Origin of the sequence: Salibacterium aidingense DSM 18341 (assembly GCF_000429685.1) — a bacterium.
Taxonomy (GTDB): domain Bacteria; phylum Bacillota; class Bacilli; order Bacillales; family Marinococcaceae; genus Salibacterium; species Salibacterium aidingense.
Genome location: NZ_AUCI01000007.1, coordinates 249211 through 272288, shown reverse-complemented (window position 1 = coordinate 272288; position 23078 = coordinate 249211). Strand labels below are relative to the sequence as shown.

Here is a 23078-nt window from a genome sequence, read left to right as displayed (position 1 = left end):
ATGAAACGAAGCAGGGCAGTTTTAGCTATATGCACATTCTTTTTTCTGGCGGGATGTCTGCAAAGTCAAGTAATTGATGATATTTCCCTGATTCAAACCGTTTCTTTTGATAAAGCAGAAGGCAATAAACTGAGATATACGGTTTTTTATCCTTTCTTTGTCGAGCAGGGCAAAGAAAGTGAAATAGGAATGGAACACCGCTCTATTATTTCCGAAACTCCGGAAGAAGCACGCAGTTTATTAAATACCCGCTCGCAAAAGCCGCTCCGCTATGGACAGCTTCGAGTTGTGTTATTCGGCAGAGAAGTAGCAGAAGAGGGAGTGGAGCAGTATGTAAAATCTTTTTACAGGAATCCGAGAATTGGAAATCGCGTCTTTCTTTCCGCCGCCGAAGGCAGCGCTGGAAAAGCTCTTCGGTTTAAAGAAGGAGTAAAGGAAAGAATAGGGATGTACTTTTCTGATTTAATTGAACATAATATGGATTTTGAAAATATTCCCGAGACGAACATGCATTTATTTTTATTTGACTTGTACAGCGATGGAAAAGATGCGTTTTTGCCATTAGTGAAACGAGAAGATAATGAGCTGAAGTTAATTGGGCTGGGATTGTTTGATTTTGACAAGATGGTTGGAACACTGGACATGGACCAATCCTTTATATTTAAGCTGCTGCTGCGGGGGAGCGATAAAGGTACCAGCCAATTTGCCATTCCAAAAGAAGGCGGAAGGGGATATGTCGTCATTCAAAATATTTTCACGGATGTTTCCTACGACTTGATAACGAAAGACCCCGTTCCAGAATTTAATATTCATTTAAAGATGAAAGGGGAAATCACAGACCACACTGGAGAATTTAATCTTGAGAAAGAAAAGGATATAAAAAAAATAGAGACGGTTGTTCAAGATCAGATTAAAACAGTAAGTAAAAATATGATTCAGCAATTTAAAGAAAAGGAAATAGATCCGCTTGGATTTGGAGAGAAATACAGAAGCAGAACAAGAAATTGGAAACAGAAAGAGTGGAAGGAAACCATTTATCCAGAGATGAAAGTAAATGTAGATGTGAATCTAGAAATCCTTCAATCCGGGGCTATCGAATAAAAAAAGCTTGTCATAATATAAGACAAGTCTTCATATGCTGATAGTAAAGGATGAATTATCTAGTGATATGGAGGTTTAATATATATGGATTATGTACAGCGGTTTGTGCTGGTGGGGATTTTTTCCATTTTTTTAATATTATTGTTCTTGTTTATTGGCGCTTCCTCAATGTATGCTGCCGAGGAAGACTACATATGGCCGGTGGAAAACGGGGTTCTGACCGATACGTTTGGCTCGAGAAACGGACATCACGATGGAATAGACATTGCAGCTGATACAGGCTCGGAGGTCAAAGCGGCACGAGGCGGGGAAGTAACCCGTGCCGAATACTCTTCTTCCTACGGGAATGTCGTTATGGTAAAACATGAAAATAATTCAGAAACGGTTTATGCTCATTTATCTGACATCATGAAGTCAAAAGGAGAGTCTATTGTCAAAGGAGAAGTCATAGGAAAAGTGGGAAATACCGGTCGGTCCCGGGGAGCTCATCTTCACTTTGAACTTCATCATGGCGAATGGAATGCGGAAAAAACATTTGCAGCCGATCCCCTGTTATTCTTAACGGAGGAAAAAGAGACAAGGTATGCCGCCGATAAAAACAATCGTACCAATGAGGTCGCGAGTTTAGTAAAAAGCCAGGGGGATGAAGAAGGGGAAAGAGTCACACATACGATAGAAAAAGGGGATACCTTGTGGGATATTGCCCAAACCTATGACACAACGGTGGAAGATCTTCAAAAAACGAATGATATTCCGGGATCCCTTATCTACCCGGATCAACAGATCGTGATTTCCTGAAAAACCTGCTTAGATAGAAATAAAATAGGTGTGGTAAAATAGAGGTATTCTGTTCGAAAAGGAAGCCTGGCATATGGAATACCGTTCATCAAACGAAATATACCTGGATACCTCTTTTTTAATATGGCTGAACCAACAGACAGGGAAATATGAAAATGAGGAATGGATGCTCGACGCCTTTCTGTTTCTGTTACGTAAAATTGCCCTTCATGGGCAGATCCGTCTCGATAAGGAGGACTATCTTCATCAGCGTTTTTGGAGAGGAATGGAAGGCGTCTTTAAGTACAGATTTTTAACGAAAAGCAAAAAACCAAGAGATATTGTGCTGTATCGTTTTATGGAGACGGTGGCGCATACCGAAGAATGGATAAGCAAGGAAGGCTGTTATGCCGCCATCACCGACAAAGGCCGGGAGTTCCTTGCGATGCCCCGTAAATCCCAATGGAATAAAATTTTGGAGTATATCTGGCCCGAATCATAACAATAAAAGAGCTGTTCAAGCCATAATAAGCAAAAAATCGTCCGCCTGCTGCTTGAAAAGGAAACAGGGAAAACCGCCACATCACGTGGCAGCGCCTGCATGACCAACATCCTGTTGGCCCGGAGTCGCCGCCTTCCGCCTCTGCCTCGGTTACATTTTCTTTGCCACAGGAAAGAGGCCGGGACAGAAGGATAGGAGCTGGCCGAAAACCCGAACAAAACAATGACGATGGGATCGCTGCACCCGGTCCCTGCACTTTCCATGGCGACGGCTTCAGCTCACTTGGTAAAGAAGCTCGCATTACCAAGTGAATCCGGGGTCTCCGTGACCGGCCTCGGCTGAATAGAGAAGGAGGTTGGGCCAAACGAAAGAAAAATTGGTAAAACGGACATCTTAGGGTTTATATAACAAGAACGTCCATTCAGCGGAGTCAAAATAGGTCGACTCCTGCGGGAAAAGCACGAGTCTCGAGACCCCGCAGGAAGGGATTTTTTCCCGAGGGCCCGCAGGATGCGGGTCAGATCGGCGTCGGCACAGGATGTGCCGTCCTTAGCCGTTCCTCCTTTATTCGAGCCGTGCCCGCGGAAAGCGACCTATTTTTGACGCAGCGATAGAACAATACACAAAAATCCGAACGATTTATGGAAAAAATCGTTCGGATTTTTTGTCCTTGATAATGTTTTGTCCCAGACTCATACCCCTTCGTTCTTATACTTCAATTTTGTCGGCGCGTTTGATTTCTTCAATGGAAGTTAAATCTTCCACCACGTCTTCGCTTGCTTCTTTATCTACGGCCAGCATCATAATGGCGTCCCCGCCTTCTTCTTTACGTCCCACCTGCATTGTTGCAATATTGACCTCGTGTTTTCCAAGGAGCTGCCCCATTTTTCCAATAACCCCGGGTTTATCGGAATGCTGGATGTAGATGAGGTGTCCGGTCGGATAAAAGTCAACGTTAAAGTCATTAATGCGTACGATGCGGGGGCCGTATTCTTTCACATACGTGCCGTGTATGGTAAAACTGCGGTTCTCCCCATAGACCGTAGCCTGCATTAGATTGGAATAACCCAATGTATTCATGTGATGCTTTTCTCCATACGTAATACCACGTTCTTTTGCAATAATGGAAGCATTCACGTCGTTTACAGGAGCATCAATTCTTGTACTCAGGAAGCCGGCCACAAGGGAGCGGGTCAGAACCGACGTTTCCAGTTCTGTCACTTCACCGCTGTAATGGACCTCGATGTCCTGAACAGGGCTTTTCATGCTTTGTGATAAAATATATCCCATTTTTTTGGATAGTTCATAATAAGGCTGCAGTGTTTCAAATTTTTCTTTCGACATCGTGGGCAGATTGATAGAGTTCAATGCCGGCATTCCGTTTAAGAACTGCAGAACTTCTTCGGAAACCTGAGCTGCTACATTCATCTGCGCCTCTTTCGTAGAAGCTGCGATATGAGGAGTTGTAATAACTTGATCGAACGACACCAGTTTGTTGTTCTGGGCTGGCTCTTCTTCAAACACGTCCAGGGCAGCGCCGCCTACATGCCCGCTTTCCAGATGATGATAAAGCCCGTCTTCTTCTATGATTCCGCCCCGTGCACAATTTAAAAGAAGAACTCCCGGCTTGGTTATTCCTATATTCTCTTTGTTTAATAAACCTTTGGTATCTTTGGTTAACGGTGTATGGACTGTAATAACATCAGCCGTTCTCAAAACGTTATCGAGTTCTCCAAGTTCAACGCCGAGTTTTTCCGCTCTTTCCTGCGTTAAAAACGGATCATAGACGATGATGGACATGTCAAAAGCGCGTGCCCGCTTGGCAAGTTCTGATCCAATACGGCCAAACCCAATAATTCCGAGTGTTTTACCGCGCAGCTCCACCCCTTGAAATGCTTTTCTGTTCCACTCCCCGGCCTGAATCGAGGCATTGGCCTGCGGAATATTGCGGGCGAGGGACATCATCATGGCAAATGTATGCTCCGCAGTAGAAATCGTATTGCCATCCGGGGCGTTAATCACAACAATCCCGCGTTTAGTGGCGGCATCAATATCAATATTATCGACACCCACTCCGGCCCGGGCAATGATTTTTAAATTTGTCATTTTGTCCATCATTTCCGGAGTAACTGTGGTTCCGCTTCTTACCAGCAAGGCATCATAGCTTTCAAAATCATCCACGTTATCCGCGTTTTCCTGAACACATTCAATGTTTTCCTGCCCCAGTAAAGGGGCAAGTCCTTCTTTGCTCATGGAATCGGAGACCAGAATGCGGGCCTTTCCCTTTAATTCATCTTCCTTCTTTGTTTCTGCTGCTGCCTGTTGAATCATCTCTTTCTCCACTCCTTTTATTTATAACAGATTACACCTCAGCTGCACAGAATTCCTGGTTTTACCGTATAAAAAAAACTTCCTGCCCACACGAATCAATTCGCAAGGGGCGGAAGTTTCCGCGGTGCCACCCTCATTTAAGTATTGGAAATAATACTTCTCAGGGAGCCAAAGCTCCAAGGTAACGGGTTAACCGTCCGCCTCTACTTTGGTTCAAAGCGGCTGCTCAGAAGTGCTATCGGAAATGGTTTATACCGGTTTCCAGCTTCCCCGGCTCTCTGTTATAAACCTGGATTTCGTCATTCTTCGTCTTCGCATTATGTTACTGTGCATTCAACAAGGACATCTGTCCTCTCCTTTTATTGATTGTAAATGTATCATAGGAATAGGAGAAAGTCAATATACTTCATAAATAAAGGATTGCCCCAGGAAGAGGTGGTTGAAATAGCACAGTATAAAACGGAAAGGGGAGACACGTTTGCGAAATTGGCCTATCGACACCAGGTGGAGGAAGTATATTTAAGGCGGCTGAATCATTTGTCTTCAAGTATGTATTTAAAGCCTGGCACAGTAGTGGAAATACCGGAACAAAAAGGGAGTGCCCCTTATGAAAAAAAGGGGGAGTGTTTGTATGAATATGGATGGCGCGAACTGGAAGCGGACCGGCAGCATTACCTTCCAGGGATTGCATCTGAAAAAATCGGCACCTCGGTGTTAGGGAAACCGATCTGGTCATTTCGTATAGGGAAAGGGAAGAAAAAAGTTTTTTTCTCTGCCGCATGGCATGGCAATGAATGGCTGAATACCTGGTTATTAATGAGATTTCTTCAAGAGCTTCAGGTAAAAAATGATTCCAGGCAGATATGGCATGGAATAGATATTTGTATGCTCCTCCGTGAAGTGACGCTTTTTGTTGTACCATTGGTAAACCCAGATGGTGTTGAAATTGTACAGGAGGGGGCAGAAGCTCTTGGGGAGAAGAAAGAAAGCATTCTCCAAATAAATGGAGGAATGATGAATTTTCAGCATTGGTCAGCCAATGCGGCAGGGGTGGATTTGAATCATCAGTGGCCGGCTGGATGGAAAGAAGAAGCGCGGGAAAGTCCGGATCGTCCGTTTCCCCGGCATTATGGAGGAGAGGCTCCTTTGACGGAACCTGAGGCGAAAGCGGTGTACCAATTAACAATGGAGGAAGAATTTTCTCAAATTATTGCCCTGCATTCTCAAGGGGAGGAAATTTACTGGGGGTACCGCAGACACGAGCCGGAGGGGAGTGAAGAACTCGCCGCCCGGCTTGCCAGGGCAAGTTCTTTTAAAGCCATTAGAACAGCGGACAGTAAAGCGGGATATAAGGATTGGTTCATTAAAACCTTCAGGCGCCCCGGGTTCACGGTGGAGACGGGTATAGGCCAGAATCCCCTGCCGATGGAGGCATCAGCCCGAATTTGGGTAACAAGCGTACCCCTGCTGCTGGAAAGCTGCACCTTCCCGGACTATTCCTCCGAGTGAAAACATGCGATTAGGACATATTTTCCAATATTTCATCGATTTAAATTATTTAACGGAATATATGTCCGCAAGATTGGTGTCATAAGGGATCTCAGTCCCAAAAAAGAACTCAGCCTGAGCGGGTACGCCCGGGCTGAGTTTTTAACTTACTGTTTTTTATAACGCTCAATGCAATCATCCACTAATTGAGCGGCTGCAGCAGCATCTTCCCAGTTTCCAACTTCCGTCTTTTTATTTTCCAGATCTTTATACGTTTTAAAGAAGTGGGCGATTTCTTCCAGTTTGTGCTGGGGAATGTCCTTAATAGAGTGGACATTATCAAACCTCGGGTCTTCTGTAGGGACACCCAGCAGCTTTTGGTCTTCTTCTCCATCATCCACCATGTGAAGGTAACCAATGACACGCGCATCAATAGCACAACCGGGAAAAGTTGGGTTAGTGGCGAGGACAAGAATATCCAACGGATCGTCATCCAAAGCCAGGGTGTTGTCGATGTACCCATATTCCGCCGGGTAGAACATTGGAGAAAACAGGACGCGGTCCAGTTTATAATGTCCCTTATCCTTGTCGAATTCGTACTTATTTTGACTGCCTGTCGGAATTTCAATAATAGCTTCTACTTCTCTGTTTTCACCAGCCATAATGGCGCCTCCTTCAAATATGTATTATCCCTTGGTAATTATAGCAGGAAACGAAAAAAAATAAAAACAATGATCGAAAAGATAGTACAAACAGTAGAGGGAAGAAGGCATTATGAAGGATACGGCTCCCCGTTAAAGACTTGCTTTCCTACTTTAATAGAGTCGGTCGGACAGCCTTCATAAGCATCCAGTAAATCGTCTTCCCACGCTTCTGGAATGTGTACAGTTCCTGTGTTATTATCCAGAATTCCTTCTGCCAGCCCTTCCTCATCATAATCAAATATATCCGGTGCCGCGGCGCCGCATGCGCCACAGGCAATACAGGTATCTTTATCTACAATGGTATAAAGTGCCATACTTTCCTCCCCATGAAAGAGGGTGTGCCTCTCTATTTTACACGAAAGCCTCCATCGAATTCTGTTTTATATTGTATGCTTTCATGGTAAACTTTTCAACAGGAGAGGCTGAGAGCAGGCGTTCCAGCTCTTTATTCAGTACAACCCGGGGAGGCGGTTTTAATTGAGTAATCTGTCTTTCCGCCAGCAGATATTTTTACTTTTGGCTGAAAAGATAGATCAGGAAAGATCTATCCAGTCGCTGTATCATATCATGACAGGGAAAAAATCTTCCCAAACCATCCAGGATATTAAATGGTACAGGCTGACGAACTATTTTTATATCTTTCCTTACTGGAAAGAGAGCGATTTTATGAAAGAAGCAGAGGAATTACTTCGTAACCACTTTTTTTCAACGAGAGATAACCGTGTCTGTATAACGGAAAAAGGCAGGAGGCAGAATGCAGTCTTTCTTGCCGGTTATGAATGGCCGCTTCTTTTTAATGGATGGCAGTACGGGAGAAGCGGCCCGGTTTTCTGGAAAAGGCTGGCTTTATATGTACAGTGTATTTCACATTCTTTGGCAGGGAACCGTACCTTCCTGCCCGTATTTGAAGACCCCGGGGTCCAGCAGTGGCTGAAAACGGTCTGGCCGAAAAACAAAAATGAAAAACTGGCTGCGGCAGAGGAAATGTTTAGAGAACTGCACAATTGTTTACAATGGCTTTCTCCGCTCGATGCTGTATTAATAACCTATCGTTTGAGCGGCAGCGGATATACTGGATTGACTTTTCAGCAGCTTACTTTGCTGGTACAAAAAGATACAGATGAGTGCTATTTCCGGTTTCAGGCAGCGGTCCATTACCTGCTGGAACAGGCCGGCTATTCCAAACAATTAAACAGGATTGCGGCAGATCTGGTGCAAACCAGCATGTTAACCAACACTACAAAAAAGACACTCCGCTATCTTAACCAGAATTATTCCCTTTATGACATTGCCTTCCATCGAAAACTGAAAACAAGCACGATTGAAGACCACATCGTAGAAATTGCATCGGAACAGGCAGATTTTCCTTTGGAACAGTATGTTTCCAGCCAAAACCAGCAGCTCATCCTGTATCATTCCAGAAGAATGCAGACCATGCGGTTAAAAGCGATCAAAGAAGCAGTGCAGGAAGAAGACATCGATTATTTTTCGATCCGCTTAACGCTTGCTTATTATGGAGGGCATCATGGAAACACTCGATAACTTTTTAAAGAAAACGTTTGGATTTACATCCTTTAAACATAATCAGCGGTGTATTATAGAAGCTGTTTTACAGGATAGAGATGTTTTTGCCATGCAGGCAACAGGCGCGGGAAAATCTCTCTGCTATCAATTACCAGCCTTGTGGAAAGAGGGGACGGCTGTTATCATTTCGCCGCTGCTTTCTTTAATGGAAAACCAGGTACAAGAATTGAAACAGATGGGAATGAAACGGGTCGCGGCCTACAATAGTTTTTTAACCCCGCAGGAAAAACAATATATTTTAAAACATCTCTCCTCTTATAAAATAATCTACATATCGCCTGAAAGTGTGCAGCAGCCGGATTTTCTTTCCAGATTGCAGGACTTACATGTTTCCCTGCTGGCCGTAGATGAAGCCCACTGCATCTCGCAGTGGGGGCACGAATTCCGTACGGATTACCTAAAGATTAAGGAAGTCCGCCGTCAGTCGGGAAATCCGCCTTGTCTTGCCTTAACAGCCACAGCGGCAGAGGAAGTACGGCAGGACGTGATGGAAAAGCTGGGACTCTCCAATCCTGTGGTGTTGTGTGATTCAGTGGACCGTCCTAATATTTCGTTGTATGTGGATCAACAGCATCTCGAACTGGAAAAAAGGGAAGCCTTAAAAAAATACGTCAGTAACCTCTCTCTACCGGGAATGGTCTATGTCAGCAGCCGCCATAAAGCGGAAGAACTGTCTGAAATTATCAGAAGGGAAACCTCCCTGCAGACTTCTGCGTACCATGGAGGGATGACAAAGGAGGACCGGCATCTTATACAGCAGCAGTTTCTTTCGGGGGAAATAGAGGTGATCTGCTGTACCAATGCTTTTGGTATGGGGATAAACAAACCTGATATTCGGTTCGTTATCCATTTTCATTTTTCCAAGGACATCGAATCATTTATGCAGGAAATCGGCCGCGCAGGAAGAGATGGAAACCAGAGTTTTTCTATTTTACTTTATTCCGAACAGGACGGCCACTTTCCAAGAAAAATGATTGAAAAAGAATTTCCAACAGAACAGGAAGTGAAGATTGTCTGTGATTCCCATCCCAGCCGCGGCCAAAATGAGCTCACTTATCCCCTTCTTCTCGAGACATACGGAATGGAGGAAGTACATGCCAGGTTTTTTTACTATTATTGGATAGAAGCTAAAAAGGCGGGAAACCAGAACCCACAGGAATATATTCTTGCGGTAATCCGCCGGAGAAAAGAATGGAAACACAAGAAACTGGTGCAAATGGAACAATGGATAAGCCGGATGGATCGATGCCGGCGTCAAACCCTATTGGAAGCATTTGGTGAATTTGAAACCGTCTCCCCGGAGCTTTGCTGTGACAACTGTGGACACTCCCTCCCTTTGAGAAAAACTGCGAATCGTTCAAAAAAGGCAGACAGTATATCCTGGGAAAAGAGGCTGCAGGCTCTTCTTCATCAGCTGGGGAATAAGGAAGTCGAGGAGGAAGGATCATGACATCTAATCATAAAGACCAGGCAGAAAGCCTGCGTCGGAGATTTCAAAACAAGAAGGACATAAAGGAAGAGGGAGAAGCTTCATCGCTGCCGCCAAGAACGGAAACGCATAAGTACCGGCGGTCCAAAACAAAATGGAACATTCGCTTTCCAACGGCAAGACTTCTTCTTCTTTTATTTTTAGCTATCGTTTTAACGGCAGTGCTTGCTCCGGTGGTCTCAAATCAGTGGTGATGAGAAAGCTCTGTTCCATGGATGGGAGTGAATGCTCCCCTGCCTCCACGGTTAAAGGAGAAGAAAGTATCAGTCCCAAGAAACAAAGCACTACCCCGGTTCCCATCAAAATAAACGGGAGAACCAGCTTTTTTTTCCGCAATAAACAAAACAATAGGAAAAAGAATCCAGCTCCAAATATTCCTGTTCCCGTCATAAAAATGGTTAAGTCCATTCGTATTCATCCTTCAACAAAAAATTTTCTCTATCTATTATAATAGACATGCATTTGGAAATGCTATGTTTCTGTAAAAGTAATTTTTTGTACTTTCTCTTCTTAAATGACTGCTATATAATGATGTGGGAAACAGGGCAGCACAGAGGAAAGGAAGATAACAAGTGAGATACATAAATTATTTAATGATTGGGTGCTTTTTCTGGCTGGGATGGATGTTTGCTGAAGCCAAAAGAAATAAAGTCTCAAACGAATTCCTGGATGTGAAGAATCTGCCGAACAGCTTCTCTGGGAGAAGCATTTTTTTTATTTCTGACATTCATTTTAGAAGAATTTCAAAGAAAGTCATCCAGACGGCGTCCTGCGCTGATCTTGTTATTATCGGGGGAGACCTGATGGAAAAGGGGGTTCCGTTCCCGAGAGTCAAGAAGAATATTCAAAAATTAAAATCTATTGGTCCCGTTGTGTTCGTTTGGGGGAATAATGATATGGAAGAAAATCCGGAAAAGCTTGCTCAATTGCTTCGGGAAGAAGGAGTGACTGTACTGGAAAACAGTGTTTATATGTGGAACCGGCAAAAGGAAAATATTTGGATCGCCGGGGCTGGAAACCGCCGTCAAACCGTCGATAAATCCTTGCTGCATTCATGCCGGAGTGATGATACGATTCTGCTTGCTCTCCATGATCCGGCTTTTATAAAAGAGATGGATCATAAGGAAAAGCTCAGTGCGGCTTTTGCGGGCCATACTCACGGCGGGCAGATCCGTATTGGTCGTTTCAGCCTTAGAGAAAAAGGAGGATGGAGATTTTCCGGCGGGTTCCCTTTATTAATCAGCAATGGATACGGTACAACCAAACTTCCGTTCCGTTTTGGCGCTCCCGCCCAAACGCATCTTATTACGTTGAAAAAAAAGTAATAAGAAAGCTCCGGCAGCGCCGCGGAATTTGTAAAAGGCGCCATCGCTCTCTTATACTAAAAAAGAACAAGGGACGTAGATCAACCATTTCCCTTGATCCTTTCTCACCTCTTTTTCGGTCGGTGAATAATATAGGGTAAACATCCAAATCATCATCGATATTACAAGGAAAAACGCCGGCAGAACAGGGGGAGAGAAAAGAATGGAATTATACACCTGGCCCGAAGACCGTGTGAAGGTGATTATTCATAAAGAGGAATGGCTTGAAAATGGATGGGATCCATATGAGGGAAATATATCAAGTGAAGAGGCGGAACGGTTTTTCGCCATGCTGTTTCAAATGATATGTGACCATTTTTACATGGAAGACGACATTCAATTAAACGCCGAAATGAGACAGACTCAGGAAGATGCAGTTTTTCTGGTCATTGAATGTCTTGACGAAGCAGGCAATAAGCTAAGACTGCGGCAGACGCCCAACAGTCGTGCCGGAATGATGTTCCGCTTTGCCAAAAAAGAAGATCTTGTTTCTTTTGCGGAGCGGGCCAAAGCCAATAATTTAAAAGGCGGTACATTTATTGTTTTTTATCCATGTTACTATTTACTGTTTGACAGGTTAGATATGAAACGGCACGATAAATTAATAATGCTTTTGGAAGAATATGGAGAGCGTTCGTATTTAGATACCGAATATGTTCGAAACAGAGGCAAGGTGATCAGGGATAAATCTGCGCTTCAATACCTTGCGGGAACCTTTCATTAGAACAGTTTATGCATCAAGGAGATATGATGATGAGAAACGAAAGAATTATTATAATTGGGGCCGGCCCGTGTGGTCTTTCCGCAGGGCTTGCTCTTCAGGAAAAAGGCTGCGACCCGTTATTGATTGAAAAAAATAATATTGTCCACTCTATTCAACATTATCCTCTTCACCAAACGTTTTTCAGTTCGAGTGAAAAACTGGAGATTGGCGGGTACCCGTTTCCTTCCATCGAACGGAAGCCAAAAAGGCACGAAGCTCTGGTGTATTATAGACATGTGGCACAAAGAAGCGGTCTTAGAATTCAGTCCTATGAGAAGGTGGAAAAGGTACAAGATGCCCGGGGAAGCTTTTCTGTTTTTACAAGAACCAAGGATGGACAGGAATGTAGGTATGAAGCGGAGAAAATAATAGTGGCGACCGGTTATTATGATAATCCAAACAAAATGCATATTCCCGGAGAAGACCTCTCTCACGTCTTTCATTATTTTAAAGAAAGCCATCCTTTTTTTCAGAAAAGGGTAACGGTGATCGGGGGAAAAAATTCCGCAGTCGACGCAGCACTGGCACTGGAAAAAGCCGGGGCCGAAGTCACTGTGCTGTATCGTGGAAGCGAGTTCTCCCCAGCAGTTAAGCCGTGGATCCTGCCAGACTTTTATTCCCTCGTCCGCCACCGGAAAATTTCGATGATTTACGAGGCTGAAGTTCAGCATATTACCCCGGCTGAAGTAGTATACGCTCAAAATGGACAAACCTTCCGGGTTGAAGCTGATTTTGTATTTGCTATGACAGGTTATCACCCTGACCATTCTTTTTTGCGGAACATGGGAGTGGAGGTGGAACCGGAAACAGGGAGGCCGGTTCATGACTACCACACGATGGAAACGAATAAAGAAGGAATTTTTATAGCAGGTGTCATTGCCGCAGGGAATGATGCGAATGAGATTTTTATCGAAAATGGACGCCACCACGGCGAACGTATTGCACAAGCCATCGTCCGAGGATAGCTTGTTCGGTGGTTAATAGCGCTCAAAGCATTTCCGAAGTGTCTCCCGGGAAAGGTGATTTTCCAGGGCAGCCATTAATTTCAAACGTGCCTTTGGACCATTTAACCCATTCGTGAAAATAACTCCGGCTTCTTTTAACGTTCTCCCCCCTCCTTGATAACTATAGATATCCTGAACAACCCCGCTGAAGCATCTAGTGACCAGAACGACGGGAATCCTGTGATCGATTAATGATTGAACAGGCTCCATCAGGGCAGGCGGCACATTTCCCTGCCCCAAAGCTTCAATAACCACTCCATCCAGCGGCTGGGAAATCAGATGCTGGAAGACGTCTCCTTCCAAGCCGGCGTATGTTTTTATCAGCAGCACTTTTTTATCCATTTTCTCTGCGTGAAAATGTTCCCGCTGCAGCGGTTGATGATGAAAAAAGATTTCTCTTTTTGTAATCAGCCCAATCGGTCCGTATTGAGGACTCTGAAATGTGGCTACATTGGAAGCATGGGTTTTTGTCGCGTTTTTAGCCGTATGAATTTCATCATTCATAACAATCAGCACCCCCATCCCCTTTGCTTTTTCGCTTGCCGCGGTGCGCACGGCTGTGATGAAGTTGTGGGGGCCGTCAGATCCGACTTCATCACTGGATCTCATCGCTCCAGTCAGCACGACAGGCAATTCCATGGTGTGAAGAAGATCTAATAAATAAGCTGTTTCCTCCAGTGTGTCCGTTCCGTGGGTAATAACAACTCCTTCCGCTTTTGTGTCCTGTAATCGTTCGTTCATATGGTGAAAGAGTTTCAGCATATGAGAAGGGGTAATATGCGGAGAGGGGAGCTGCAAAAAGTCATCCGATACAATGTCATAATCTTCGGATACCAGGGTATTCCACTGTTGAACAGGGTTGGAATCTCCAGTGGTGACGCCGCCAGTTTCTTCATTTTCCTGCATGGCAATCGTACCTCCGGTATGAAGAACCAATATTTTTTTCATCAGGATCATTCCTTTCCGTTTTACTGTGGCATAATACTATCATAAGCCCTCTTTCCCACTGTGAAAACAGCATGTTACGATAATACAATGAGAGGGGATACGAAAGTGATTGCGCTTATAACAGCGGCTCTGGCGCCGTCGGTTGCTTTGTTAAGCTACTTTTATCTTAGAAACGAATATGAATCAAGTACGCTTATTCAGGTATTAAGAGCCTTTGTTATAGGCGCGCTGCTTGTATTTCCTATCATGGTACTGCAATATGCTCTGGAAGCGGAAGCAGTATTTTCAACAGAATGGGCTCATGCTTTTGCAGGGGTTGCAGGACTTGAAGAATTTTTTAAATGGTTTTTACTCTATTTTGCGGTTTATCGTTTTGTGACATTTCAGTCACGATATGACGGTATTATTTACGGAGCAGCTTTATCGTTAGGGTTTGCTTCGGCAGAAAATGTATTATATTTAATGGCACTTGGTATTGATTCTGCAATAGGAAGAGCCTTCCTGCCTGTTTCAAGCCATGCGTTGTTTGGAGTGGTTATGGGATATTACATGGGCTGCGCTAAGAAAACAGGGAATCAAAACAGCCTGCTTTGGCTTACGCTCTCTCTGGTCCTGCCCATTTTTTTACATGGTGTGTATGACCTGATTCTCTTAACCGTTCACGAAAATGTAATGTTTATTATCGTTCCATTTATGTTCTTTTTATGGTGGTTTGCGTTATCCCGGTCAAAAAAGGCCAATGAAAAAATAGCATAGGAAGGGTGCATACAAATGACAGTAGAAACAAGATACCGCGTTATTGTACGCTGCCCAAACTGCGGCGAAAAATATATTCTGCGTGGACGCAATAATGAAAAAGGGGAATTAGAAACCGGGTTTAAACAGTGCGTCTGCGGAAATGAAACGAATCTTCGGATTGATGTAACACCGGAATAATATTCAGTGTTGCAAAACGTCCCCGTATCGTGTACGGTTTTAATAACAACTAAAATACAGATATTCTTATCAAGAGAGATGGAGGGACAGGCCCTGAGATATCTCAGCAACCAGCCGCCCGGCGGTCAGGTGCTAATTCCGTCAGACGTATCCGTCTGAAAGATAAGAAGGATGTTCGTGTTAATTACAGGCCTTCTTTCTTATCCGGAAGAAGGCCTTCCTTGTAGATAAGAAATCATCATTTTTAATAAAAGGTGGGAATAAAACCATGAGCAGTCGTTACCATGTCGAAACAAACCTTGCCCAAATAGGTAATAACACAGATGAAAAAACCGGGGCTGTGAACCCTCCTGTTTATTTTTCCACCGCATACAGACACCGTGGAATCGGCCAATCTACGGGTTATGACTATTCGCGGACAGGAAATCCAACCCGTGATATTCTTGAGCATTCGATCGCACAACTTGAAGGCGGAGCCCAAGGATTTGCATTTAGTTCTGGAATGGCCGCGATCCAGACGCTGTTTGCGGTTTTTTCAAAAGACGATGAAATTCTGGCCTCTCAGGATATATACGGCGGAACCTATCGTTTGTTCGAAGAAGGATGGAGCCATTGGGGGGTGACGATTCAATATGGGGACCCGAGAAATATCGATAACTTTGCATCGCTGATCAATGATAACACCCGGGCTTTATTTATCGAAACTCCGACCAATCCGCTTATGCAGGAAGCGGATCTTCAGGCTTTAGCGGCGCTCGCAAAGCAGTATGGTCTGCTGCTTATTGTCGACAACACTTTTTACACCCCGCTTCTGCAGCAGCCTTTGCAGGAAGGGGCGGATATTGTCGTACACAGTGCCTCGAAATATCTGGGCGGACATAACGATGTGATTGCCGGACTGATTGTGACAAAAGACGAAGAAATGGGAAAAAGGATCGGAGATTTTCAAAATGGGATGGGGACCATCCTTTCTCCAATGGATTCCTGGCTGTTAATGAGAGGGATGAAAACACTATCCCTGCGGATGAAAAAGCATACTGAAAACGCTCGTGCTGTGGCTGCGTTTCTGGAAAATCACGAGAAGATCTTGAATGTTTTATACCCGGGGCAGGGCGGCATGTTGTCCTTTCGTCTTCTTGAGGAAGAATGGGTAAACCCTCTGCTGCAGGAGCTTCAGGTCATAACATTTGCTGAAAGCCTCGGCGGTGTGGAAAGCTTTATTACCTACCCGGCCACGCAGACACATGCTGATATGCCGGAAGAAGTGAGAATAGCAAATGGGGTGTGTAACAGGCTGCTTCGTTTTTCCGTTGGTATTGAAAATGCCGAGGATTTAATTGCCGATCTCGATCAGGCATTAAATAAGCTGTAAAGAACAGGGGAAAATAAGAAAGGGTGCAAAACGACGTGAATATTCTCAGAGAATTGGAAAAAAGGGTATTGGTCGGGGACGGCGGGATGGGAACGTATTTGTATGATAAAGGATACAGCGGTTCCTTTGAGTCTCTCAACACTGCTGAACCTGATGTGATCCAAGGCGTGCATCAGGAATATGTAGAAGCTGGAGCTGACCTAATTCAGTCCAATACATATGCCGCAAACAGAATAAAACTGGAAAAATATCAATTGGAACACGAAGTGGAAAACATCAATAGAGCAGGGGTGAGGCTGGCTAAATCAGCAGCGGGGCCGGAGATTTTCACAGCAGGAACAATAGGAGGGATAACAGGGGTCCAGCAAATAGATACCACACGGAAAGCCATTTATGAAGCTTTTCAAGAACAAGCGGAGGCCCTGCTTTCAGAGGATCCGGACGCTATAATTCTGGAAACTTTTTATGACGTCACGGAGCTGCTGGAAACCACCCGTCTCATCCGGCAGCTGACAAATAAGCCGATTATTGCCCAGGCTTCCCTTGGAGAGGTTGGCGTAATGCATGGCGGTACTTCCGTAACAGATCTCTTTATGCTGCTGCAGGAAGCAGGAGCAGATGCAGCAGGATTAAACTGTCGAATGGGGCCTTACCATATTCTTCGGTCGCTGGAACCTGTTCCATTAATGGAGAACCTTTTCTTCACTGCTTATCCGAACGCCAGCCTTCCGGATTTAGACGACGGACGTTTTGTTTATCAATCGAACCCTGAGTATTTTTATCAGCGGGCCCTTGATTTAAAAAGACAAGGGGTTCGATTAATTGGAGGCTGCTGCGGGACGACACCGGCCCATATTGCTAAAACCGCGGAGGCCGTTAAAAATACTGCCCCTGTTCTTGAAAAAGTAACGACGCCGGCGGAGGGAAGACAAGAACCGCCTGCTGCTTCAACGACGGCTTCGTTTTATAAAAAACTGGAGAAGGTGGATAGAGAACAGCCTTCCGTCATAGCGGAACTGGATCCGCCTAAAAAACTGGCCGCAGAGAAATTCATCCGGGGCGCAGAAGCACTCTATCAAGCTGGAGCAGATGCTGTTACTATGGCTGATAATTCCCTGGCAAGCCCCCGGATTGATAATCTTGCTATGGGGGCGCTGATGCAAAACCGGACAAACGCCCGACCGCTATTGCATGTGGCCTGCCGGGACCGTAATTTAATCGGCCTGCAGTCGCACTTGCTGGGGCTGCATGCCATTGGGATTCATGATGTGCTTGCAGTAACGGGTGACCCGACAAAGGTAGGAGATTTTCCGGGAGCTACCTCCGTGTATGATATGAATTCAATTAAACTGATCTCCCTTATAAAAGAAATGAATGAAGGCCGTTCGTATTCCGGAAAGTCCCTCGGGGAAAAAACATCTTTTACGGTAGCTGCTGCCTTTAATCCTAATGTCAGAAACCTTCATAAAGCAGTGCAGAGACTTGAAAAGAAGATAGACGCCGGGGCTGATTATTTTATGACTCAGCCTGTGTATGGTGATTCTCAATTCCAGGAAATATATGAAGCAGTACAGCACTTATCCGTTCCAATATATATAGGCATTATGCCCCTGGTGAGCAGTAAAAATGCCGAATTCCTTCATAATGAAGTACCTGGAATACAGTTGACCGATGAAACGAGGCAGCGAATGGCAGCGTGCGGCAACGATCGTGAGTCAGCTCAGGCTGAAGGAATCGCTATTGCAGAGGAATTGATTGATCAGGCATTGAAGTACTTTCATGGTATATATCTCATAACACCGTTTTTAAGGTATGATATTACAGCAGAACTTACAGCGTATGTCAGGAAGAAGGAACTGCAGAAATAAAGGAAATTCCCATCCGAGCGGAGGGTTTGCTTCCGTATCTTCTACTTTCAGGAGACCGGGAGTATAACAGACGCTTTTCGCCGGAGAAAAAGGGAAGACCTGTGAAGGAGTGGGAGATGTGACATCTGAGTTTAGAGAAAGGCTTGAGCAATCTATATTATTTTTGGACGGAGCTATGGGGACGATGCTTCAGAATGCTGATCTGACCCCGGCTGATTTCGGTGGAGAGCACTACGAAGGATGCAATGAATATTTAAACGTTACGGCTCCTCATGTTGTCGATCGGATTTATCGGGAGTATCTGTCGGCAGGAGCGGATATTATTGAGACAAACACTTTTGGAGCAACCAGCATTGTGCTTGCCGACTATGATCTGCAAAATCAGGCAAAGGAGCTCAATATTGCTGCGGCCAAACTGGCAAAAAAAGCAGCTGTTGACTATTCCACGCCGGAACAGCCCCGTTTTGCAGCAGGCGCTATGGGGCCGACAACGAAGTCGTTGTCGGTTACAGGCGGGACAACATTTGAAGAGTTGACAGCAGCGTATGAGGAACAGGCTGTTGGGCTGATAGAAGGCGGGGTTGACGTATTTCTATTGGAAACAAGCCAGGATATGAGGAATGTAAAAGCGGCTTATGTAGGAATTAAAAAAGCCGAAGAAGCTTTGAAAAAAGAGCTTCCCTTGATCATATCCGGCACAATTGAGCCGATGGGAACGACACTTGCCGGTCAATCCATCGAATCTTTTTATATATCCCTTGAACATATGAATCCTACCGTAGTGGGGCTGAACTGTGCCACAGGACCGGAATTTATGCGGGATCATCTCCGTTCTCTGTCAGAATTAGCCACTACTTTTGTCCATTGTTATCCGAATGCCGGTCTTCCGGATGAAGAAGGCCACTATCATGAATCGGCAGAATCCCTTGCTTCCAAACTCGAAACGTTTGCTGAAAAAGGCTGGCTTAACATTGTCGGCGGCTGCTGCGGCACAACACCAGAGCATATCAGGGTACTGCGCGATAGGTTAAAGGATTACAGGCCGCGGGTTCCTGCACAAACGCATGAACACACTGTCTCCGGAATTGAGGCGCTGATTTATGAAGAAGATATGAGACCTTTATTTGTCGGAGAACGTACGAATGTTATTGGTTCCAGGAAATTTAAACGGCTGATTAACGAAGAGAAATTTGAAGAGGCCTCTGAAATCGCCAGGGCCCAAGTAAAAAAGGGAGCGCATGTCATTGATGTGTGTCTGGCTGATCCGGACCGCGATGAGCTGGAAGATATGGAAAACTTTTTAAGCTTTGCTGTGAATAAAGTAAAAGTTCCATTTATGATTGATTCTACCGACCCCCGTGTCATAAAAAAAGCATTAACTTATTCTCAGGGGAAAGCAATCATCAATTCCATTAACCTGGAAGACGGGGAAGCCCGGTTTTCGGATATCCTTCCGGTTATTAAACGATACGGCGCTGCGGTGGTGGTAGGAACCATCGATGAAGAAGGCATGGCTGTGACAGCAGAACGAAAGCTTGAGATTGCAAAACGTTCCCACGACCTGCTTGTTCATCAGTACGGCTTGAATCCTAAGGATATTATTTTTGATCCTCTCGTTTTTCCAGTTGGTACGGGAGATGAGCAATATATCGGATCTGCCGAGGCGACAGTGGAAGGGATAAAACTGATAAAAGAACACCTCCCGGAATGTTTAACGATTCTTGGAGTCAGTAACGTCTCGTTTGGTCTCCCTCCGGTTGGTCGCGAGGTACTGAATGCCGCCTATATGTATTACTGCACCAATGCCGGTCTTGACTATGCGATTGTCAATACGGAAAAACTGGAACGGTTTGCAAGTATCCCGGAGGAGGAAAAAGAGCTCACGCGTAAACTGTTGTTTGAAACATCGGATGAGACGCTTGCAGCGTTTACAGCTCATTATCGCGGGAAAAAAGCAGAAAAGAAAAAAGTGGAAAAAACCCTGTCATTGGAAGCCAGACTGGCGGAATACGTGGTGGAAGGCACCAAAGACGGGCTTTTTGAAGATTTGGATAAGGCACTGGAAAAATTTGAGGCACCCCTGGATATCATCAACGGCCCGTTAATGAACGGAATGGACAAGGTCGGAAAGCTGTTTAATGATAATGAATTGATTGTCGCAGAAGTGCTGCAGAGTGCCGAAGCCATGAAAGCAGCAGTTGCTCATCTGGAACCGTATATGGAGGCAAAAGAAGAGGACGACACAGGTAAGGGAAAAATTCTGCTTGCCACGGTCAAAGGGGATGTGCATGATATTGGAAAAAACCTGGTTGATATTATTTTATCAAACAATGGATTCAAAATTGTGAATTTAGGTATTAAAGTAACCTCTAACGAGCTGATAGAAGCGATCAATAACGAACGCCCGGATTTTGTCGGGCTGAGCGGCCTTTTAGTAAAATCAGCGCAGCAAATGGTACTAACGGCTCAGGACTTAAAAAATCAGGAAATTTCCATCCCGGTTCTCGTCGGCGGAGCAGCGCTGACACGGAAATTCACGGACGAGAAAATCAGTGCAGAATATGACGGCATGGTGTTATACGCAAAAGACGCTATGAATGGTCTTGATATTGCGAATAAACTGGCTGTACCGGATGAACGGATAAAACTTGAAGAAGATGTTCGGGAAAAAAGAATAAAAAGGGCGGAACAGGGCGCGGCCGGTAAGGTGGTTCAGGCCTTTCCAGAAGAGAAGCCGGAACGCTCTAATGTATCGTTGGATGTACCGGTTTGTACGCCCCCGGATTTTAAAGAACACATCTTGAAAGATTTTAGTATAAAACATTTGGAACCGTATGTTAATCTGCAGATGTTAATGGGGAAACACCTAGGGCTCCAGGGAAAAGTGAGCCGAATGCTGGCTGAAAGTAATGAAAAAGCCCTTTCTTTAAAAGAGAAAGTGGACGGTCTGCTTTCGCGTGCCAAACAGGAAGGATTATTACAGGCTCATGGAATGTACAAATTTTATCCGGCCCAGTCAGAAAAGAACTCTATTTATATTTATAAGGATACGGAAGCCAGGGAGGTCCTGCAAACCTTCACATTTCCGCGTCAGCCCCGTCCCCCCCATCTCTGCCTGGCTGATTTCATCCGGCCTGTGGAAAGCGGAGAGATGGATTTTATCGGACTCTTGACGGTAACGGCTGGACAGGGGGTCCGGGAATTATCCGCAGAGGCGAAAGAAAAAGGGGATTATTTATTCAGCCATTTAATTCAGGCTGCGGCGCTGGAATTAGCGGAAGGTTTTGCAGAACGTCTCCATCAAATGATGAGAGACCAATGGGGAATTCCTGATTCGCCAGATCTTACAATGGAAGAACGATTTGCCGCAAAGTACCAGGGAATCCGTGTATCATTCGGTTATCCGGCTTGTCCGGAGCTGGAGGATCAAGCCAAATTATTCAGCCTCCTGGAGCCGGAAAAAATAGGAGTACAGTTAACAGATGAATACATGATGGAACCGGAAGCTTCTGTATCAGCCATGGTATTTGCCCATCCGGAAGCAAGATACTTCAGTGTTCTATAAAGACAACATTAACCCCGCAGGGCAGCGCTACGCACAAAGAATTCCGAAAGATTCTACTGTGAATCTTTCGGAATTTTTTTATCTTTGGAAGGTGTTGTCTTAGCCCCTTTTTTTATTTTAACGGTGGGAAAGGATATTTTCGTCTACAGAGAAGTAATGCATAAAAAAGAAAAGCTGGAAGAAAATAATCATACAAGGGATGGAGTGACATGAATAAAGGAGGTATAAGTTAATAATGGAAAAAGGAAAATATAGAAGCCGCATGATCCTGGTTTCGCTGTTATTTTTGATTTTATCCATTGGTTTCCCAGATAAATCGGCTGATGCTTTTTCCGGGCAGACAATCCAGAAAGGAGCCACGGGAGACGACGTCGTTGAACTGCAGGCGCGACTTCAGCACAATGGATTTTATGAAGGCAGAATTGACGGAGTGTTTGGATGGGGAACGTACTGGTCCGTCCGAAATTTTCAAGATGAATTTGGAATGGAGGTAGACGGGTTAGTTGGTCAGGATATGAAGGCCATGCTCGAAAAATCGACGGAGTATGATGAAGCATTTGTCAAAGAGGCTCTCGAAAATGGAAGAGATTTCACGCATTATGGCAGCACGCCAAAAGATATTCAGAAAGGTCCAAAGGGCAGTGCGGATCAGCCGGAAGACAACCAGTCCCAGGAACAGCCGTCCCAGAAGCAGAAGGAAAATGGAGGACCTCCTAATAACCAGCAGCGTAATGCGAACAGAGGGGGCGGTTCAGGGGACCAAAACAATGGAAGAAATAATCAAACAGGGGGAGAAGGCGGACAGCAGGGTGCTCAGCAGGGTTCTGGGCAGGGTGGACAAAATGACGGTGGAGGCGGCAGCCAAGTAGATGATAATCAATCCAACCAGGCCAATATTCAGAAAGCCATGAATGTGCCGGAAGGGTATTCAGAAAATGATATTCAAATCATGTCAAACGCAGTGTACGGAGAAGCACGGGGCGAACCATATATCGGGCAGGTAGCAGTGGCAGCTGTTATTCTTAACCGAATTGAAAGTCCTTCTTTTCCAAATACAGCCAGTGGTGTCATTTTTGAACCACGTGCGTTCACTGCGGTTTCAGATGGTCAAATTTACATGGAACCGAATGAACAGGCCAGAAAAGCCGTTCTGGATGCTATTAACGGCCAGGACCCTTCCGAAGGCGCTATCTATTACTATAACCCTGCTACAGCAACATCTGGCTGGATATTTTCCCGGCCGACCATTAAAGAAATAGGAAAACACAAATTCAGCAAATAA

General features: G+C 44.9%; 20 protein-coding genes, 1 riboswitch and 1 other annotated feature. Of the genes, 16 read left to right on the top strand and 4 right to left on the bottom strand.

The genetic code is table 11. The features are described 5' to 3' along the window. The 3 genes from G475_RS0108950 (at position 1) to G475_RS0108940 (ending at position 2380) form a co-directional block, all read left to right on the top strand. Positions 1 to 1101 carry a Ger(x)C family spore germination protein gene (locus G475_RS0108950; protein WP_026700996.1) on the top strand — a complete coding sequence of 367 codons (1101 nt, stop codon included), beginning with the start codon at positions 1 to 3 and terminating at the stop codon, positions 1099 to 1101. A gap of 84 nt (positions 1102 to 1185) precedes the next feature. Further along, positions 1186 to 1899 carry a peptidoglycan DD-metalloendopeptidase family protein gene (locus tag G475_RS0108945; RefSeq protein ID WP_035710599.1) on the top strand — a complete coding sequence of 238 codons (714 nt, stop codon included), beginning with the start codon at positions 1186 to 1188 and terminating at the stop codon, positions 1897 to 1899. A gap of 73 nt (positions 1900 to 1972) precedes the next feature. Continuing rightward, entirely contained in the window at positions 1973 to 2380 is a 408-nt protein-coding gene (locus G475_RS0108940; protein WP_026700994.1) for a hypothetical protein, read from the top strand. 708 nt (positions 2381 to 3088) lie between these two features. Here the strand turns inward: G475_RS0108940 and serA are convergent. Next, a complete protein-coding gene (gene serA, locus G475_RS0108935) occupies positions 3089 to 4711 on the bottom strand; it encodes a phosphoglycerate dehydrogenase (protein ID WP_026700993.1) in 1623 nt (540 codons plus the stop codon). Between the two features lie 102 nt (positions 4712 to 4813). Continuing rightward, positions 4814 to 5033 (bottom strand) — a binding site (T-box leader). Positions 5034 to 5146: 113 nt separating this feature from the next. Here serA and G475_RS24620 point away from each other — a divergent pair. Further along, positions 5147 to 6220 carry a M14 family metallopeptidase gene (locus G475_RS24620; protein ID WP_169728516.1) on the top strand — a complete coding sequence of 358 codons (1074 nt, stop codon included), beginning with the start codon at positions 5147 to 5149 and terminating at the stop codon, positions 6218 to 6220. 146 nt (positions 6221 to 6366) lie between these two features. Here the strand turns inward: G475_RS24620 and G475_RS0108925 are convergent, their stop codons facing one another. Together G475_RS0108925 and G475_RS0108920 are read right to left on the bottom strand one after the other, a co-directional pair. Further along, entirely contained in the window at positions 6367 to 6861 is a 495-nt protein-coding gene (locus G475_RS0108925; protein ID WP_026700992.1) for an inorganic diphosphatase, read from the bottom strand. Positions 6862 to 6971: 110 nt separating this feature from the next. Then, complete coding sequence (locus G475_RS0108920; RefSeq protein ID WP_026700991.1) at positions 6972 to 7217, bottom strand: ferredoxin; 246 nt, start codon at positions 7215 to 7217, stop codon at positions 6972 to 6974. Between the two features lie 163 nt (positions 7218 to 7380). On the opposite strand from G475_RS0108920, the gene G475_RS0108915 reads away from it, so the two are divergent. From G475_RS0108915 to G475_RS0108885, 6 genes are all read left to right on the top strand, one after another. Then, positions 7381 to 8445 (top strand): helix-turn-helix domain-containing protein, encoded by a 1065-nt coding sequence (locus G475_RS0108915; protein WP_026700990.1) that lies wholly within the window; start codon positions 7381 to 7383, stop codon positions 8443 to 8445. Then, positions 8429 to 9937 (top strand): RecQ family ATP-dependent DNA helicase, encoded by a 1509-nt coding sequence (locus G475_RS0108910; RefSeq protein WP_026700989.1) that lies wholly within the window; start codon positions 8429 to 8431, stop codon positions 9935 to 9937. The genes G475_RS0108915 and G475_RS0108910 overlap by 17 nt, the downstream gene beginning before the upstream one ends. Further along, positions 9934 to 10170: a hypothetical protein gene (locus G475_RS0108905; RefSeq protein ID WP_026700988.1), complete on the top strand. Its 237-nt coding sequence runs from the start codon at positions 9934 to 9936 to the stop codon at positions 10168 to 10170. Before G475_RS0108910 ends, G475_RS0108905 begins: the two co-directional genes overlap by 4 nt. 378 nt (positions 10171 to 10548) lie before the next feature. Then, entirely contained in the window at positions 10549 to 11301 is a 753-nt protein-coding gene (locus G475_RS0108895; RefSeq protein ID WP_026700986.1) for a metallophosphoesterase, read from the top strand. 202 nt (positions 11302 to 11503) lie between these two features. Next, on the top strand, positions 11504 to 12064 hold the full coding sequence (locus G475_RS0108890) for an adaptor protein MecA (RefSeq protein WP_026700985.1): 561 nt from the start codon (positions 11504 to 11506) through the stop codon (positions 12062 to 12064). 29 nt (positions 12065 to 12093) lie between these two features. Beyond that, the gene (locus G475_RS0108885) at positions 12094 to 13068 is read left to right on the top strand and encodes a YpdA family putative bacillithiol disulfide reductase (protein ID WP_026700984.1); all 975 of its coding nucleotides are present in this window, start codon (positions 12094 to 12096) and stop codon (positions 13066 to 13068) included. Positions 13069 to 13080: 12 nt separating this feature from the next. Here the strand turns inward: G475_RS0108885 and G475_RS0108880 are convergent, their stop codons facing one another. Continuing rightward, positions 13081 to 14055 (bottom strand): asparaginase, encoded by a 975-nt coding sequence (locus tag G475_RS0108880; RefSeq protein ID WP_026700983.1) that lies wholly within the window; start codon positions 14053 to 14055, stop codon positions 13081 to 13083. A 105-nt stretch (positions 14056 to 14160) separates the two neighbouring features. Here G475_RS0108880 and prsW point away from each other — a divergent pair, with 105 nt between their 5' ends. The 6 genes from prsW to sleB all read left to right on the top strand — a co-directional run bounded on the left by prsW (position 14161) and on the right by sleB (position 23078). Beyond that, complete coding sequence (gene prsW / locus G475_RS0108875) at positions 14161 to 14811, top strand: glutamic-type intramembrane protease PrsW (RefSeq protein WP_026700982.1); 651 nt, start codon at positions 14161 to 14163, stop codon at positions 14809 to 14811. A 15-nt stretch (positions 14812 to 14826) separates the two neighbouring features. After that, a complete protein-coding gene (locus G475_RS27530; RefSeq protein WP_169728515.1) occupies positions 14827 to 14991 on the top strand; it encodes a hypothetical protein in 165 nt (54 codons plus the stop codon). A gap of 63 nt (positions 14992 to 15054) precedes the next feature. Further along, positions 15055 to 15160: riboswitch (SAM riboswitch) on the top strand. A 99-nt stretch (positions 15161 to 15259) separates the two neighbouring features. Next, the gene (locus G475_RS0108865) at positions 15260 to 16363 is read left to right on the top strand and encodes a methionine biosynthesis PLP-dependent protein (RefSeq protein ID WP_026700981.1); all 1104 of its coding nucleotides are present in this window, start codon (positions 15260 to 15262) and stop codon (positions 16361 to 16363) included. 35 nt (positions 16364 to 16398) lie between these two features. After that, a complete protein-coding gene (locus tag G475_RS0108860) occupies positions 16399 to 18231 on the top strand; it encodes a bifunctional homocysteine S-methyltransferase/methylenetetrahydrofolate reductase (protein ID WP_026700980.1) in 1833 nt (610 codons plus the stop codon). Positions 18232 to 18340: 109 nt separating this feature from the next. After that, on the top strand, positions 18341 to 21796 hold the full coding sequence (gene metH / locus G475_RS0108855) for a methionine synthase (protein WP_026700979.1): 3456 nt from the start codon (positions 18341 to 18343) through the stop codon (positions 21794 to 21796). Between the two features lie 262 nt (positions 21797 to 22058). Beyond that, positions 22059 to 23078, top strand: a complete 1020-nt coding sequence (sleB, locus tag G475_RS0108845) for a spore cortex-lytic enzyme (protein WP_407636196.1) — start codon at positions 22059 to 22061, stop codon at positions 23076 to 23078.

Excerpts from the sequence above, each read along its gene's own strand:
- G475_RS0108925 (WP_026700992.1), bottom strand. The coding sequence starts at position 6,861 with ATGGCTGGTGAAAACAGAGAAGTAGAAGCTATTATTGAAATTCCGACA.
- G475_RS0108950 (WP_026700996.1), top strand. The coding sequence starts at position 1 with ATGAAACGAAGCAGGGCAGTTTTAGCTATATGCACATTCTTTTTTCTG.
- G475_RS0108940 (WP_026700994.1), top strand. The coding sequence starts at position 1,973 with ATGGAATACCGTTCATCAAACGAAATATACCTGGATACCTCTTTTTTA.
- G475_RS0108880 (WP_026700983.1), bottom strand. The coding sequence starts at position 14,055 with ATGAAAAAAATATTGGTTCTTCATACCGGAGGTACGATTGCCATGCAG.
- G475_RS0108910 (WP_026700989.1), top strand. The coding sequence starts at position 8,429 with ATGGAAACACTCGATAACTTTTTAAAGAAAACGTTTGGATTTACATCC.
- G475_RS0108905 (WP_026700988.1), top strand. The coding sequence starts at position 9,934 with ATGACATCTAATCATAAAGACCAGGCAGAAAGCCTGCGTCGGAGATTT.
- sleB (WP_407636196.1), top strand. The coding sequence starts at position 22,059 with ATGATCCTGGTTTCGCTGTTATTTTTGATTTTATCCATTGGTTTCCCA.
- serA (WP_026700993.1), bottom strand. The coding sequence starts at position 4,711 with ATGATTCAACAGGCAGCAGCAGAAACAAAGAAGGAAGATGAATTAAAG.
- G475_RS0108920 (WP_026700991.1), bottom strand. The coding sequence starts at position 7,217 with ATGGCACTTTATACCATTGTAGATAAAGATACCTGTATTGCCTGTGGC.
- G475_RS0108865 (WP_026700981.1), top strand. The coding sequence starts at position 15,260 with ATGAGCAGTCGTTACCATGTCGAAACAAACCTTGCCCAAATAGGTAAT.
- G475_RS0108885 (WP_026700984.1), top strand. The coding sequence starts at position 12,094 with ATGAGAAACGAAAGAATTATTATAATTGGGGCCGGCCCGTGTGGTCTT.
- G475_RS0108890 (WP_026700985.1), top strand. The coding sequence starts at position 11,504 with ATGGAATTATACACCTGGCCCGAAGACCGTGTGAAGGTGATTATTCAT.
- G475_RS0108945 (WP_035710599.1), top strand. The coding sequence starts at position 1,186 with ATGGATTATGTACAGCGGTTTGTGCTGGTGGGGATTTTTTCCATTTTT.
- G475_RS27530 (WP_169728515.1), top strand. The coding sequence starts at position 14,827 with ATGACAGTAGAAACAAGATACCGCGTTATTGTACGCTGCCCAAACTGC.